This window comes from Sulfurovum aggregans, from assembly GCF_055385215.1.
Genome location: NZ_AP042387.1, coordinates 2,287,388 through 2,302,574, shown reverse-complemented (window position 1 = coordinate 2,302,574; position 15,187 = coordinate 2,287,388). Strand labels below are relative to the sequence as shown.

Here is a 15,187-nt window from a genome sequence, read left to right as displayed (position 1 = left end):
GTCGTTGACCGATGTACGCTTAAATTAGTATGGCATTATAACGTAATTATGGGAAAAATTAACCCAAATAAAAATTAACCCAAATAAATAAAGAAGGTATCTTACGTGTATCATATACAAAATATAATAATATTTATTGTGATATAATATTTTTTATTAACTAAACTAATAGGAAGGATATGAATGCTATCTCATCATCTTGATATTGATTCTCTTCCTATCAATGTAACTATCTATAAAAAAGAGGGTAATGATTTTATCATTACCGATATTAATAAATCTGCAGAAGCAGCAGAAGAAGTCCATCGCAATGAAATAATCGGCCACAAACTTACAGAGATATTTCCCCAGGTGAAGGAGTCTGCTCTGTTTGATGTACTCTTGCATGTTGAAGCAAGTGGAGAACAGGAAATCATTCATACAAACGGTTATGAAGATGATCGTATCAAAGCATGGAGGCATAATACTGTTGTAAAATTGAACGATGGAACAGTGGCAGTATTTTACGAAGACCATTCTTTGGAAAAAGAACTCAGCAAGGAGGACTCTCTTTTAAATCAGCAAGACCAAATATTTCAATATATTATGAAGGATTCTGAATCCATTGCTGTTCAGGGATACAATAAGAACCATCAGATCAACTACTGGAACAAGGCAAGTGAATTACTTTACGGATACTGTGCGAAAGAAGCCATAGGACAAGAACTGGAAGCATTGATCATTCCGGAAACCATGAAGCAAGAAGTAAGTCTCCTCATAGATCAATGGATAGATCATGGTATACCTATACCCACTTCAGAAATAACTCTGGTCAACAAAAAAGGAAATGATGTACATGTATTTTCACAGCATGTGATGATAAAAGTAAGTAAAAATGACTATGAAATGTACCGTATCGATATTGATCTCAGTAAAATAGATACACTGCAAAAAGAGCTGTTAATCCAGAAAAACTTTTTAAAGACCATGATCAATGTTATTCCCGACCTTATTTGGATCAAAGATACTGAAGGTAAGTATCTGGCATGCAATACAGAGTTTGAAAGATTCTATGGAATCAAAGAGTCTGAGCTCATTGGAAAAGATGATTTTGATCTTGTTGATTTTGAATCTGCAAATTTTTTCCAAAATAATCATCGTAAAATACTGAAATCAGATGAATCGCATATTGATGAAGAGATATTGACATTTTCAGACGGCAGCTATAAAGGATTGTTCGAAACGATCAGGATACCGATGAAGGATGCTGAAGACAATATCATCGGAGTTCTTGCTATAGCCCGTGACATAAGCAAACGCAAGGCAAAAGAAAACGAGTTGAGTATCTGTGCCAATTATGATATGTTAACCGGATTGGCAAACAGAACACTCTTTATGGATCGTTTAATGCATTTAATGCGCCGACGTAGCTCCACTGATTCATACAGTGCTGTACTTTTTATTGACCTGGACCATTTCAAGGAGATCAATGATACATTCGGTCATGCAACCGGTGATAAAATACTTAAACTGATCTCAAGATCCCTGCAAAGTATCATTAGAAAAGAAGATACTCTCTCCAGACATGGAGGAGATGAATTTACCATTTTGCTTGAAAACATCCGTACTCCCCTGGATGCAGGGAAAGTAGCACAAAAAATACTCGATATATTAAAAACACCCCTCAGTATCGGAAATCATCAATTCCATGTTACAGCAAGCATAGGTATCACTATTGCATTTCAGGATAGCAGTGATCCGGAAACACTGTTACGTTTTGCAGATATCGCTATGTATAAGATCAAAAATAGCGGTAGGAACGGCTATGCCTTTTATACTTCGGATCTTTCAAAACAGGCACATGAAAGAATTATGATGGAGAAGGCACTTTCAACTGCCGTAACAAACCATGAGTTTCAGCTCTACTATCAGCCGCAGATCAATGTATTAAATAAAAAAGTGATCGGTGCAGAAGCACTTTTACGTTGGGAACATCCGACAAAAGGCATCATTAAACCAGTTCAATTCATCTCTGTTGCAGAATCATCCGGACAGATCATAGAGATCGGTAAATGGGTCATAAGACAAGTAATGAAAGATATGAAGAAATGGAAAGAGGAGCATCTTGATATTGAATCAGTATCTATAAATCTCTCTGTCAAACAACTGAATGACAAGACACTTATTGATACGATCAAGGATTCTTTCAAAGCTACAGGATGCCACCCCGGCTGGATCGAATTTGAGATAATAGAAGGATATGCAATAAGCGACCAGAGATCCACGACCTCCCTTATTCGGGAGATCCATGCCTTAGGCTGCAAGATATCTATCGATGATTTTGGTACCGGATGTTCCTCCCTGGCATATCTTCAGCGTTTACCAATACATAAGATCAAAATAGATCAGTCTTTCGTTCAGGATGTACCGGGTAATTCTGATGGTGAAGCTATTGTATCTGCTGTAATTCTTCTCGCAAAGAGTATGAATCTTGATGTTATCGCAGAAGGAGTGGAAAGCAGTCCGCAACAAGCATTCCTGCTTGAACACGGATGTATCTTTTCCCAAGGATTCCTCTATACAGAACCCCTTGCCAAGGAAGAATTTGAAGCATATTTAAAACTTTCTCTGATCCAGGAAGGACCCTAGAACTGTTTCTCTAAAAAAGGAATGATCTGCTTTTTACGGCTCATTACACCTTCCAGCCATACTTCGTCCTCTTTGAGTTTTACATTAAAAGCATTTTCGATCTTTTCAGGATCATCACTGACCACGAGCAATTGAGATCCTACTTTCATGATATCAGTAAGCAAAAGAAGGACACTGTGTCTTTCTCCTTCAATCTTTAGTTTTTTCATATCTTCATAAAGATCGGTTTTCATCGTATCAAAGACAGAGAGGTCAACCACTTCCAACTGCCCTACACCGATGAGATTGCTACCCATATTAAAGTCTTTAAAGTCTCTGGTCACCAGTTCTCTGGGAGTTGCATTAAGTACATCAGATTTTACAATGAACATCTCCATACCCAAAGCTTTATAGTCCTCGATCCCGGCGATCTTTGCCAACTCTTTACATGCTTTGGTATCTTCTTTGGTACATGTAGGTGATTTAAAGATCACAGTGTCACTCAAAATAGCACACATCATCATTCCAGCTATCTCTTTGGGGATCTCTACTCCATAGTAGTCATACATTTGCTTAATGACTGTATTTGAACACCCTATCGGTCTGATCCAACATTCAAGCGGGGCATCTGTCGTAATATCCCCGAGTTTATGATGATCCACTATACCAAGTATATTTGCTTCTTTAATGTCTTTTGGCGCCTGTGCAAGATCTGAAAAGTCTACAAGATAAACATCTTCACCTGCCACTTCTGTTTTTAATTCCGGAGCTTCATATCCGAATTTTTCAAGTATCCATGCAGTCTCAGGATTGATCTCTCCCTGTCTTGTCGGAACAGTATCTTCACCAAGTCGGTTTTTAAGGTATGAAAGTGATATCGCACCTATAATTGAGTCTGAATCCGGTGTCGTATGACCAAATATATATATTGCCATCTGTTATTTCCTATATTTTTTTTGCTATTATAGCTTATTAGGTTTACAACTAAAAATTCTTATGTATCTTTTGTTATAATCCGCCATTCCGATATATGTCCTCATCGCTTAACTGGATAAAGCAGGGCCCTCCTAAGGCCTAGCTCGAGGTTCGAGTCCTCGTGGGGATACCAATATCTACTATTTTATAGTAATATCCACACAACCTTTTTTATCTCTATAATGAAAATAACTCTAATCTGCTAGATCATCTCCGTACTTTCAGGTACAGCATATGAAACCACTTTTTTATCTTCTATTTTCAGGATCCTGTCGCAAAATGGAAGCATTGCTTCATCATGCGTAACCATAATGATCGCCACATTTTGATCCAGGGCTATCTTTTTAAGCATCTTTACAACGCTGACAGACCGATCTATATCGAGTGCAGCGGTAGGCTCATCAGCAAGGATGATCTGTGGCTTGTTTGCCAAGGCCCTGGCAATGGCAACCCTTTGGTTCTGCCCACCTGAGAGTTCAGAGGACATATTGTATGCCTTGTCTGCAATATCAAAATACTCTAGAAGCTCCATAGCAAAAGCATTTGCTTCTTTAGGCGGTACACCATTGGTCTGAGGTACCAAAGTGACATTTTCCATGACATTTAAAAAAGGGATGAGATAGTGTGCCTGAAAGATGAAACCTATTTTCTCCCTTCTTATCTTTCTGGTCTCTTTTGTGAGCCATTTATTCTCATACACCTTTTCATCACCAAGGTAGATGCTTCCGCTTGTGGGTTCTTCCACACAGCCTATCATCATAAGCAGTGTGGTCTTCCCTGCTCCGCTTGGTGCAATAAGTGCAACCAGCTCACCTTTGTCTACTTGAAAATCAGCCCCCTCTATGACACGCACAAGACTCTCATCTTTTCCAAAGTGTTTTACAAGATTTTCTACTCTAATAGCTTGTTGCCCCATCTTATTATCCTCCTATAGCTGCTGCGGGGTCAGCACTGATCACTTTTTTAACCCCTATGAATGAAGCAAAGATCGAAACAAGGATCACTACAATAAAGAGCATCCATGCATCAGGGATCTCCAGTACGACCCGTTTTGGGAATCTGCTGTAGATCATATGGGAAAAGAGATTACCAAAGATAAAGGCTAAAAAGCCTAAAAGCAGTGTCTCCTGAACGATCATTTTAATGATCATACTGTTTGGAATCCCAATAAGTTTCATAATGGAGATCTCTTTCATCTTCTCCAACGTCATTGTATAGATGATCAAAGCAATGATGATCGTAGAAACGACTACCAAAATAGCAGTAAAAAGGCCGATCTGTTTAGAAGCTCTCTCTATAAGATTCTTTGTCAAGATCGTTTTTTGTTCATCTCTGGTATAGACACTTTTATGTTTTGACTTTTTGATCTCCATAGCAACATTATCTATAGAGTACCCCGGTTTAATGGTAGCAACAACGGTATTGACCATAGGATCACTCGTGCCTTTCGTACCTCTTGCTCTATCATTTCTTATGCGTGTATTCGTATAGGAGAACTGTAATTCCTGTGCATCTTTCAAGCTAATATAGACAAGAGGATCACCCCCTGAAGAGACAGTTCCATGTGTGACTCCCACTACTTTATAATTATTTCGACCCAAGGGGATACTCTCTCCCAGTTTAAACCCGGTATTATCAGAAACAACGATCTCATAGTGGTTACGATCGAGTGTTCTTCCCTCAACGATACGAGCGGGATTGATAGGATTAAAATTCCCAAATGGATGAAATCCTACGGCGACAACCCTTACAGGTTTGCTAGCAGCCGGAAGCTGAATATTCTGAAAGGTCAAAGCTTCTGCTTTATCGATACCGTCGATCACACGGATGGTGTCTTTGAGGTCTTCATGGATGCGTGAGGACTCAGCAAAGGGTCCGAGTGTATCTTCCTGAACTACCCAGATATCAACATCCAGATCACCCAGCAGTACTTCAGCATCTACGATCATCCCACGGTAAACCCCTATCATAATAAGTACGATACCAAGCAGCATCCCCACACCCATAGCTGTAACGATGAACTTACCAAGCGTATGTGCTATATCTTTTTGTGCCAAGTTGATCATTAGTGTATACTCATTCCCTCTTTTAAACTCTTCTTCTTAGGAGACTCTATAAGGATCTTACTCTTTTCATCTAACCCTGAGACTGCAACCTCTTTCTCTCCTCTGGCGATAATTTTAATGGTTTTGAAATATGCTTTTTTATCTTCATCTACCCAAACACCTGCCTTACCTTCATAGTAGGTAATGACCCGGGAAGGGATTTTGAGTACTTTTTCATATGTTTTAGTATCAATCATGATCTCTGCTTGTTCATTGATATAAAAAGGAATAGGAAGCTTCTCAAAAGCAACATTAACCTCTCTCTCTTGGGTAACGGCATCACTTTGGGCAACAATGCGTTTTACGACACCTGAAAAATTTTTATGCGGCTGAGAACGCAGAGTGATCGATGCCTTCTGTCCTACTGCTACCTGACCACTTAACTTCTCATCGATATACGCTTTGATCCAGACCGTTTTGGGATCAACGATCTTTAGAATACTTTGAGAAGGTACAACCGTTTGGTCTGCCTGTACATCTTTAGAGATGACATAGCCGTCAACAGGTGAAAATATCTTATATCTGGAGAGTTTGATCTCAAGGGATTCAACACCTTTTTTTGCTCTATCTACTTCTGCCTTGGCAGAATTTATGTGTGCTTCTGTTGCTTCTATCTGTGCTTTGATCGCATCGAGATCTGCTTTTGCTTTGTCATACTCTGCCTTGGAAGCAAAAGATTGCTTTTGCAGTTTGGCATAACGGTTGTAAGTTAGCAGTGCCAAACTTTTTTGTACCATAAGACTCTGTAACTCTTTTTGTGAAGCAATAAGCTCGGAGTTCGCTTTCTCTACAGCGATCCTGGCTTCTTCCAAAAGTTGTGGTATATCAACACTGTCTATGGTCACAATAAGGTCACCTTTTTTGACCCACTCTCCCTCATCCGTTAAAAGGGAGAGTACTCTTCCTCCTGTTTGAGCATTGATCATATACGTATCTTTCGCGCCTACATTGCCAATGCCAAAGACGTGGACCTTGAGTTCTCCTACTCTGGGAGAGAGACTCTCATAAGTCGTCTTTGGAATATAGACTTTATTGTAAAATAGAAATCCGCCTAATGCTGTAACAGCCAGTATGATAAGATATTTTATGAATTTATCCATTATATTTTCCCTTTTAAATATTCAATTCGGTCAATGGTCAGACTTTTGGAGTAATATGCTTCAAGTATCCCCAACCTGCTGCCTAGTACTTGAGCTGTAGCATCCAGCAGTTCTATGTAGGTTGTTAACCCCTCTTTATATCTGGCTTCCAATACTTTTCTGGTATTTTTAGCTGCTTTAAGCTGTACTTTTTTTGCAGTAATACTTTGATTATAGCGTTGAATATCTATCAGCAGTGAAGAGAGTTCCTCTTTCAGAGTAAGTACCTTTGAAGCCTGTACTTCCCGGGCGATCTGTATACCTATTTTTGCTTTTTGCTCCTCAGCACTCATTCTTCCTCCACTGTAAAGGGGTACATTCAGACTGACCCCTACAAATTTGCTGTTATAACTGTTGAGTGTATCTATGCGGTTGTAAGAAGCTGACAGATCTATGGAACCGTAATGAGAAGCTTTAGCTGACTTATGAAGCAATCGGTTCTTTTCAATATTCAAAGCATCTATTTTTACTTGAAAGTTATTTGCCAGAACCTCTTTTTGAAGATTTTTACCAAAATGTGCCCTCTGCTTGATCATGTTTCTCTGTAACTTCACATACTTGGGTATGGGCTCTCCCATATAGAGAGAAAGAGATGTTTTTGCTTTCTCATAAGCTGCTTTTGCCTGAGCAAGATTATCTTTGGCTACATAGACTTCTGAAAGAAAACGACTTTCATCCGCTTTGGTTTTAAGCCCCTGTTTCACCAGTGCCTGTGCCTGTTTGTAGTAAGCCTGTTTTACCTGGAGATCTTTTTGTCGAACAGTAATGGCTTCTTTTTGTACCACCATCAGCTTATAGAGTGATTTCACTTTATAGGCTAAAAGTACTTTTGCCTCTTCCAATGAGAGTATAGAGATATCCTTATCAACCATAGAAGCCTCTACTTTGGCTGCTGTCTGAGAGAAATCCCATATCTTCTGTTTAAGACTAACTCCTACATTCCAACTGTCATCATCTACTGTATGGAAGATACCGTTAACGGGAAGAGCAAAGGTCTGAACGGAATTATAGTCTGCTTGAGCATTCACTTGAGGAAGGTAGTCTGCATATGCTGACTTGTAGCTTTTTTTTGAGTGTTCAATCTTAAGCATGAATGATCTAATGTCAGGATGGTGTGCGAGGGTCTTAGTAATGCTTTCGTGCATAGTAAGTGTTTTAGCATAAACTCCACATGTAAAAAGCAGAGAAAGGAGTAAAAGATTCTTATTCATATTCTTCCCTTGTCTTAGTTGAAAGATTATACTATTCAAATATCAACTTAGTATGAACTCTGTCAAATAAATTCATCTTATTTTTTCCATCTTATCCGCCTTGGTAACATACTTCTTCTTGATATCAAAATAGAGGTTTGAAAAATATTCAACCAGAACTACACTTATCCCTGTAGCGATCACAACGTTATAGTCAAATGTCGTCTCTATAGCAAGTACCACTGCTGTAAGTGGGAGTTTCATAATAACTCCCATAAACACTGAAGCACCGATCGCTGCAAAATAAAAAGGTTCAACCGGGAAATGATAAAGATTCAACAACTCTCCAAATCCGTAACCGATTAATGCTCCAATACTCATTAGAGGTAAAAATATCCCACCCACTGCATTAGAATAGATGGAAACCGTTGTTCCTATGATACGCAGAAGAATAATACCGAAAATAAACAATAAAGGGATATGGCTCTCCTGATTGATAAGGTTCATAACGATCGCTTTACCCGAAAAAGCAGCATGAGGTTCTATAAGCAAAATAGTACCTACCACACTTCCCCCGATAAGTGCAAAGATATGATTACGGTATTTGGAAAAGTTTTTAAATATCTCAAGGTCAATGAAGTGCAGTAATTTCTTTTTTAAGAAGAGATAGAAGTAAATAAAGAGTGTAATGAACGGTACAAAGATCAAATTGGCAATGATGTATTCATTATCGATACTACGTCCAAGTGAGTGTTTGAACACAATAGGTTCCAAAAAATTGATACTGATAGCAAAAGCGATCACCGAAGCCAGGATAAGATAGGTAATGTACTGCTTAATGAACTGGTAGGCTATATTTTCAATGGCAAAAGCTATTCCTGTAATAGGAGAGACAAAGATCGCAGCGATCCCGCTGCTCGCCCCTACACTGATCATCATCTTGATCAGCATAGTAGGAAGTTTGAATACCTTGTGGATCTGATAGGCGATCATCGCCCCGATACCTGCACTTGGACCTTCTGTTCCCACAGAAAAACCACTGGACAATGAAAGTGCAGAAGCGACTACTTTCAGGAACAGTGTCTTGACTTTTAAAGTCATTTTGTTTTGCGTAATGGATTCGGCAATTTCATTGATCCCGTATTCTCTGATATCACTGTCTTTTGAAGCTAAATAATTCACAACGAAGATCGCTACGGTTGGGACAAGATAGAGATACCATACAGGCAATGCAGGAATGGTTTTAAACGGATCACCCATGAAAATAATACGGGTCATGAAAGTGATCAGCAATTCATAAAAAGTAATAAAAAAACCACTGATCAGACCGGTAAGTATAGCGGCTATTATAAGTTTACCGATCATTGGTCTGTTTTCCTCTTATTCATCAGTTTCAGTTATTGTAACCAAAAGAGTTTTATAAGAGGATATTTTTGTAGTATTTCGTTACATTTTTTAAATAATGGAACATTGTTATCTCTCCAAAATATGGACCAAAAATATTAAGGACAGGGATAAAGTTGAAGTGTTCCAATTCAGTATTTTTTTAAATCCGAATATCATTGCATGTATTATATTTTTCATTTATGACTTCTTGTTATATTCTAAACATGAACATATGAAATACCCCTCCGAACAATGCGGACAAAAGTCCAAAAACTGTAAATATAACTATCATTGCAGGTATAGATGCAAAAGCTAATTTTATTAATAAAAGCACTAAATCCATAAAAGGAATATCAATTCCATTTATTACTATTCTCTGATCATTGTTTTTCATCATTATTCTCCTATCAATTCTTTTATTTCATCTTCTAATTTCTGAAATATATTATTATGTATCTGTTTGCTGACAACCCTTTTTGTCAGAAGTCTAAGCCCTATTTCTATAGTAAATGCAAGTGCAAATCCACCGGCAATAAAGTAACCGACATTAGGAATATGTTTAGCTGTATAGCTCAGTGCTAATACGATAGCTACAGCAATTGTCAGGATAGCAAGTACGATCAGCAGCTTTGAAGCTTTTGTTTCATTGATCTTCAGAAGATGTCCTATATGTACCATAATATGTATAAAGAGAATGGAAATAGAACCTATAGCTGCGATCTCATTAAGATTGAAAAAGAGTACAAAAATGATAAGTATAGCCGTACTGACCACTAAGCCTTCACTGCTGTGCCATACATTTCTTTCATACACCTCAGGAAGTTCTCCGTTTCTTGCCATCTGGTAAGTTACATTGGTAACTGCATAGAGATTTGCATTGATGGAGGATGCGGTGGAGATCAGTGCAGCAACAGCCATGATGGTAAAACCTGCCTGTCCGAAAGCAGGCTTTGCTGCTTCTGCCAAAGCATAATCCTGTGCTTTTATGATCTCAGGAAGAGGCAAATTTCCAAATACGGCAAAGGTGACAGCCACATATAAAAGCATGACCAGGATAATGGCAATAACCATTGCACGAAGCATGGTCTTAGCTGGATCATCCATGTCTTCTGCAGTGTTTGTAATAACCCGGAATCCCTCATAGGCAAAAAAAGTAAGAGCTATGGAAGAAAATACATTCATGACCGGCGGTGCATCTTTAAAAGATAAAAGTTCCGGTTTAATATAAAAAAATACAATCACAGTAAAAAGAATAATGATCGACAATTTTATTATAACAATAATATTTTCACTTTTTGCAATTAATGAGCTTCCTGCAAGATTGATAAGCATGAACACTATAAGGATGCCGGATGCATATATATTTGTCCATAATGATACATCGGTATCGTTACCTATCATCATAGAAGCATAAGTACCGAATGTTTTTGCCACCATGGCAATGGCGATCATAGCTGCAAGATAAAAGAGTACTGAGACGGAACCTGAGAATATCCCTTCTCCGTAACATTGTACCAGATATTCAACGATGCCTCCACGACTGGGATAGGCTATTGCAAGTTTTGCCAGAGAATAACCACTCAAGAGTGCAATAATACCACCAAACACAAAAGAGATCCATACCAAATTTCCGGCAATGGCACCCGCTTCACCAAGAAGTACAAAAATTCCGGCACCTACCATGGAGCCGATCCCTAAGAAAACGGCACTCCATAATCCGAAAGCTTTTGTATCACTCTTCATTTTTTGTCATATCCTGTAAAAATCTGCTACCCATTAAAAGCGCCAAACCATCAAAGAACAGACTGAAACCGACCAGCAGTCCGATAAGGTACAGAGAAGTAAATGGCCAACCCACGATAAAGATCACAGCGATCAACAGTGACAATATTGCATTGATCGACCAAAGCCCCCAACCTCTATTCGGATACAGGGAAGATGCCACCATAAGACCACTGAAAGCGTCCATGAAAAAGTAGATGGAGAACAGCAGACCCAAGGTCGCTATGCCACCCAATGGCGAAAGGATCATATAAAGAGCAACACCTACGAGTATGATACTCTTAAGCCAGCCGGCCCAATCACCGCTGTCTGTCATATAAGTAAAGTACGCAGCCAGAAACCCGGCCAGCAACATCAGCCATGCAATCAGTATTACCGTAGCATAAGAGGTAAATACAGGGAATATCGCACCTATTGCTCCCAGGATCATAAATATGATACCTGCTGTTTGTGCATACTTTCCAAATTTTTCAATTAAAGTCAATTCTCCCGGATATTTCCACATTCTATCTCCTTCAGATTTTACTTATACTTTACCGTAGTAGACTAAAATTTCTTTATGTAACAGATCATAACTCTAAAATATGAACCGAAAGTGAATCCTATGCCAAAAATATGACAATATGACATATTTTTGACAGCATCTATAAAAAGACTATAATATATGAGAAATACCCATTATAAATAGATACAGAACAGGAGGTACAAAGGTGGAAGGCATGATAAAAGTAAGTTACACGGTTATGTGTAAAAACGATGTAAGCAAAAAGATAGGTTTAGCTGACATACTGGCTAATGAAAAAGTGGCAAAAGCCATTAAAGGAGAATTTGCCAAGAGCTTGAGAAACCTTGTTCTATCATACAGGGATGAGACAGAGATCTTTTTGAAAACACAAAAAGAGGTTTTTGAATTCACTGTAAGTAAAAATGATTTTGCAGACTTACTTGAACTTGCAGAAGAAGATGCACGGAAACATAAACGTATTAAAAAAGAGTGTGACGGTGTAGAATTGGTTGATATTCTGACCATTGACTAGACTTTTCATGCTATACTTAGTGAAAAATAATATTTAAGAACATAGATGGCAAAGAAAAAGAAAAAATATCTTATAAAACTGAACAACAAAATACGAAACTATTTTAACGGACTCCCTTTTGATGAAGGTGTGGCTACATTGGATGATGAGAAGCTTATAGAACTAATCATGCTTCTTGAACTCACTCTTCCCTCGCATACACGTGAGGAGATGATACGTACACTAAGACGCATTTGGAGTGAGGGAGAAGCAGTAAGTCGTGAAATGATCGTCTCTTACCTTACGCAGAGTTACAAATCTGTTCCTTACAGTGGTAAAATCAAACGACCACTGGATAAAGTAGAGAAGATCCTTCAACTCTTAGAAGATGTAGAACATACAAAACATGAAGAGAACTTGCTTCTTGACGCATTTATTGATGTTAAAAGTTCTAAGATCACACCTGAAAAAGTAATCAATAAACTACACTATCTTCGCATGATAGAGAGACTCTCTTTGTTTGAAAAATCTCTTGAAGTGGAGTTCAATGCACTGAATGAAATGGAGTTTTACCACAGCTTCACTTTTGCACTAAAAAGCTTTGACTTCAACAAGCTGCTTCTTTGTACCACAAATCCTTTGCCTATGGATGAACTTTGGCAATTGAATGATGATGAGATCATCACTGAACTACAAGCGATCAAAAAAGAGACCATAGAAACTAAAACTACAGAAATCCAAACCTTTTTGGAACATATTCATGGGCAAGGACATCCCTACTTAAATGAAGAAGAAGTAAGTGCGGCACTTAAAAAGATGCCTCCCGAATCTTTACTCTATCATGCACCTCTCAAGATAGAGATCATTGAAAGAATATTAAATAATATTAGTGACAAATATGAAGTATTTGAGAGTACGGACCACATCATCATAGAGAAAGAGAAGAACCATGATCTCTTTGGTACTGTACTCCACTATAAGACTTCTGTATCATACGAAAAACCTTTCTTTTACAATCTTGTTTGGAGAGGTGAAGAACCCCCTGTCAAAGAAGATATCAACCGGGTCAATGATGACCTGCTTGCACACTTCAGAGTGGCAGTAGATGACCTGCTTGATGAAATGAGATTTTTGAGTGAAAAGCTGGACATAGAAGAGTTGACACTGCATGAGTTCATCGTACGTTTTGCAGCACCTCAAATAGAGAGTTCCAAAACGCTGAAATTTAAAGAAAAAAGCAAACGACGCATACTTTTTCACTTCGGAGAGTACATCAAACCCCTGCTTGCAAAACAAAAACGGGAAGAGCTTCTGGCCAAGACCATTCGTGACTTTAAGAATCTCTTCCCTATTGCCCGTGGGCTGAAACGCAAGATCATCTTTCATGTAGGACCTACCAACTCAGGTAAAACCTACCAGGCACTTAAAGCCCTGAAAGAGGGAACGACAGGTTACTACCTTGCTCCACTGCGTCTGCTAGCACTTGAGGGCTATGAGAATCTCAAAAAAGAAGGAGTGGCGGTCTCTCTCATCACAGGGGAAGAGGAGATCATAGATGAAGAGTCCACACATATCTCTTCAACCATAGAGATGATGAACAGTTCGGTCGATGTTGATGTCTGTGTCATAGATGAAATACAGATGATCAGTGACCGTGACAGAGGCTGGGCGTGGGCAAATGCACTCATAGGTGCTCCTGCGAAAAAAGTCATACTCACCGGCTCCAGTAATGCTCTACCCGCCGTTAAAGAACTATGTGAGTACCTGGGTGAAGAGCTTGAAATCATTGAGTTTGAGCGTAAAAATGAGCTCGAGATGATGAAGTACCCTACTTCCACGAGAAAGATAGAGCCGCAAACAGCCATCGTGGCATTTTCACGAAGAGAGGTACTTTCACTCAAGCAACAACTCTCAGAGAAGTACCGTGTTTCTGTTGTCTACGGTAACCTCTCACCGGAAGTCAGACGTGAAGAAGCAAGACGATTCAGGGAAGGTGAAAGTGAAATACTTGTGGCTACTGATGCCATAGCTATGGGGCTTAACCTCCCTATAAAAACTATCCTTTTTGCCAAAGATAACAAGTTTGACGGCTTACGTCGTCGTGAGCTTCTGCCTACTGAAGTCGTACAGATCTCCGGGCGTGCCGGGCGTTATGGGTTTGAAGAGAAAGGATATATAGGTGCACTGGATGAAAATGCTTTGCAAACCATAGATAAAATCTTTCATTCTCCTCTGCCTGATATAGAACTGCCTGTCTCAGTCATGGCAAGTCTGGAACATGTCATGCTTATAGGTGAGATACTCGAAACAGAGAATATCACGACTATTTTAGGCTTTTTTGCAGACAACATGGAGTTTGACGGACCTTTTATGGCGGCAAATATTGACTCCATGCTTGAGATAGCTGCCATCGTCGATGAGTACAATCTGGATCTCAAAACCCGTTATTTCCTCTCCTGTGCACCTGCAAGCATCTCATCTCCATACATTGAGTCAGTATTCCACCGTTACATCCGTCAGATAGAAGCCGGAGGCAAAGTACTCTACATCCCGCCTCGTGATCTCCCTGCCTTTGCACAGACCAACGATATGCTGCTCAATGCAGAAGACAGAGTGAGAGAGATATCACTCTATCTCTGGCTCTCTTTTAAATTTCCGGATATTTTCCAGGATACCCAGAAAGCCATTGAAGCCAGAGTAAGACTCAACAATTTCATAGAAAACTCATTACGCAAAGGACACTTCACAAAGAAATGCCGAAGATGCGGGAAAGTATTGGACTTTTCTTACCGTTTTTCCATTTGTGACACCTGTCACTCCAGCGGCAAAAGAGGTTCAGGTTCTACCGGTAGTCGTAGCGGGTATAGAGGGCGCAGGAGAAGGTAAAAGATATTTTTTATCTCCTTTTATTTTCATTTATTTGTGCTATTATATTTCTTGAATAAATAGTTGTCTCGAATTAACAGCCATGCCCCGTTATATTCGGG

General features: G+C 39.1%; 12 protein-coding genes and 1 tRNA gene. 4 read left to right on the top strand and 9 right to left on the bottom strand.

What is annotated here, in order from left to right; translation table 11 throughout:
* The first annotated feature begins 183 nt into the window (after positions 1-183).
* Positions 184-2,628 carry a sensor domain-containing protein gene (locus tag ACZ48W_RS11640; RefSeq protein WP_464828684.1) on the top strand — a complete coding sequence of 815 codons (2,445 nt, stop codon included), beginning with the start codon at positions 184-186 and terminating at the stop codon, positions 2,626-2,628.
* Here the strand turns inward: ACZ48W_RS11640 and ACZ48W_RS11635 are convergent.
* Positions 2,625-3,542, bottom strand: a complete 918-nt coding sequence (locus tag ACZ48W_RS11635; protein WP_464828683.1) for a manganese-dependent inorganic pyrophosphatase — start codon at positions 3,540-3,542, stop codon at positions 2,625-2,627. The genes ACZ48W_RS11640 and ACZ48W_RS11635 overlap by 4 nt on opposite strands.
* Before the next feature lie 97 nt (positions 3,543-3,639).
* On the opposite strand from ACZ48W_RS11635, the gene ACZ48W_RS11630 reads away from it, so the two are divergent.
* Positions 3,640-3,715: transfer RNA gene (locus ACZ48W_RS11630), tRNA-Arg, on the top strand.
* Between the two features lie 69 nt (positions 3,716-3,784).
* On the opposite strand, the gene ACZ48W_RS11625 is transcribed toward ACZ48W_RS11630, so the two are convergent.
* The 8 genes from ACZ48W_RS11625 to ACZ48W_RS11590 form a co-directional block, all read right to left on the bottom strand.
* Complete coding sequence (locus tag ACZ48W_RS11625) at positions 3,785-4,498, bottom strand: ABC transporter ATP-binding protein (protein WP_464828682.1); 714 nt, start codon at positions 4,496-4,498, stop codon at positions 3,785-3,787.
* Between the two features lie 4 nt (positions 4,499-4,502).
* On the bottom strand, positions 4,503-5,648 hold the full coding sequence (locus tag ACZ48W_RS11620; protein ID WP_464828681.1) for an ABC transporter permease: 1,146 nt from the start codon (positions 5,646-5,648) through the stop codon (positions 4,503-4,505).
* Entirely contained in the window at positions 5,648-6,787 is a 1,140-nt protein-coding gene (locus tag ACZ48W_RS11615; protein ID WP_464828680.1) for an efflux RND transporter periplasmic adaptor subunit, read from the bottom strand. Before ACZ48W_RS11615 ends, ACZ48W_RS11620 begins: the two co-directional genes overlap by 1 nt.
* On the bottom strand, positions 6,787-8,037 hold the full coding sequence (locus ACZ48W_RS11610) for a TolC family protein (RefSeq protein ID WP_464828679.1): 1,251 nt from the start codon (positions 8,035-8,037) through the stop codon (positions 6,787-6,789). Before ACZ48W_RS11610 ends, ACZ48W_RS11615 begins: the two co-directional genes overlap by 1 nt.
* Positions 8,038-8,109: 72 nt before the next feature.
* Entirely contained in the window at positions 8,110-9,381 is a 1,272-nt protein-coding gene (locus tag ACZ48W_RS11605) for a chloride channel protein (RefSeq protein ID WP_464828678.1), read from the bottom strand.
* Positions 9,382-9,613: 232 nt separating this feature from the next.
* Complete coding sequence (locus ACZ48W_RS11600; RefSeq protein WP_464828677.1) at positions 9,614-9,799, bottom strand: hypothetical protein; 186 nt, start codon at positions 9,797-9,799, stop codon at positions 9,614-9,616.
* A complete protein-coding gene (locus ACZ48W_RS11595; RefSeq protein ID WP_464828676.1) occupies positions 9,799-11,145 on the bottom strand; it encodes an APC family permease in 1,347 nt (448 codons plus the stop codon). The genes ACZ48W_RS11600 and ACZ48W_RS11595 overlap by 1 nt, the downstream gene beginning before the upstream one ends.
* A complete protein-coding gene (locus ACZ48W_RS11590) occupies positions 11,135-11,689 on the bottom strand; it encodes an HdeD family acid-resistance protein (protein ID WP_464828675.1) in 555 nt (184 codons plus the stop codon). The genes ACZ48W_RS11595 and ACZ48W_RS11590 overlap by 11 nt, the downstream gene beginning before the upstream one ends.
* Before the next feature lie 214 nt (positions 11,690-11,903).
* On the opposite strand from ACZ48W_RS11590, the gene ACZ48W_RS11585 reads away from it, so the two are divergent.
* Both ACZ48W_RS11585 and ACZ48W_RS11580 read left to right on the top strand, forming a co-directional pair.
* Positions 11,904-12,221 carry a hypothetical protein gene (locus ACZ48W_RS11585; RefSeq protein WP_464828674.1) on the top strand — a complete coding sequence of 106 codons (318 nt, stop codon included), beginning with the start codon at positions 11,904-11,906 and terminating at the stop codon, positions 12,219-12,221.
* 45 nt (positions 12,222-12,266) lie between these two features.
* On the top strand, positions 12,267-15,086 hold the full coding sequence (locus tag ACZ48W_RS11580; protein ID WP_464828673.1) for a helicase-related protein: 2,820 nt from the start codon (positions 12,267-12,269) through the stop codon (positions 15,084-15,086).
* The last annotated feature ends 101 nt before the right edge of the window (positions 15,087-15,187 follow it).

What these genes read in the sequence shown, in the direction of transcription:
- ACZ48W_RS11580 (WP_464828673.1), top strand. Translation starts at nt 12,267, where the DNA reads ATGGCAAAGAAAAAGAAAAAATATCTTATAAAACTGAACAACAAAATA.
- ACZ48W_RS11585 (WP_464828674.1), top strand. Translation starts at nt 11,904, where the DNA reads ATGATAAAAGTAAGTTACACGGTTATGTGTAAAAACGATGTAAGCAAA.
- ACZ48W_RS11640 (WP_464828684.1), top strand. Translation starts at nt 184, where the DNA reads ATGCTATCTCATCATCTTGATATTGATTCTCTTCCTATCAATGTAACT.
- ACZ48W_RS11615 (WP_464828680.1), bottom strand. Translation starts at nt 6,787, where the DNA reads ATGGATAAATTCATAAAATATCTTATCATACTGGCTGTTACAGCATTA.
- ACZ48W_RS11605 (WP_464828678.1), bottom strand. Translation starts at nt 9,381, where the DNA reads ATGATCGGTAAACTTATAATAGCCGCTATACTTACCGGTCTGATCAGT.
- ACZ48W_RS11595 (WP_464828676.1), bottom strand. Translation starts at nt 11,145, where the DNA reads ATGAAGAGTGATACAAAAGCTTTCGGATTATGGAGTGCCGTTTTCTTA.
- ACZ48W_RS11600 (WP_464828677.1), bottom strand. Translation starts at nt 9,799, where the DNA reads ATGATGAAAAACAATGATCAGAGAATAGTAATAAATGGAATTGATATT.
- ACZ48W_RS11625 (WP_464828682.1), bottom strand. Translation starts at nt 4,498, where the DNA reads ATGGGGCAACAAGCTATTAGAGTAGAAAATCTTGTAAAACACTTTGGA.
- ACZ48W_RS11620 (WP_464828681.1), bottom strand. Translation starts at nt 5,648, where the DNA reads ATGATCAACTTGGCACAAAAAGATATAGCACATACGCTTGGTAAGTTC.
- ACZ48W_RS11635 (WP_464828683.1), bottom strand. Translation starts at nt 3,542, where the DNA reads ATGGCAATATATATATTTGGTCATACGACACCGGATTCAGACTCAATT.
- ACZ48W_RS11610 (WP_464828679.1), bottom strand. Translation starts at nt 8,037, where the DNA reads ATGAATAAGAATCTTTTACTCCTTTCTCTGCTTTTTACATGTGGAGTT.
- ACZ48W_RS11590 (WP_464828675.1), bottom strand. Translation starts at nt 11,689, where the DNA reads ATGTGGAAATATCCGGGAGAATTGACTTTAATTGAAAAATTTGGAAAG.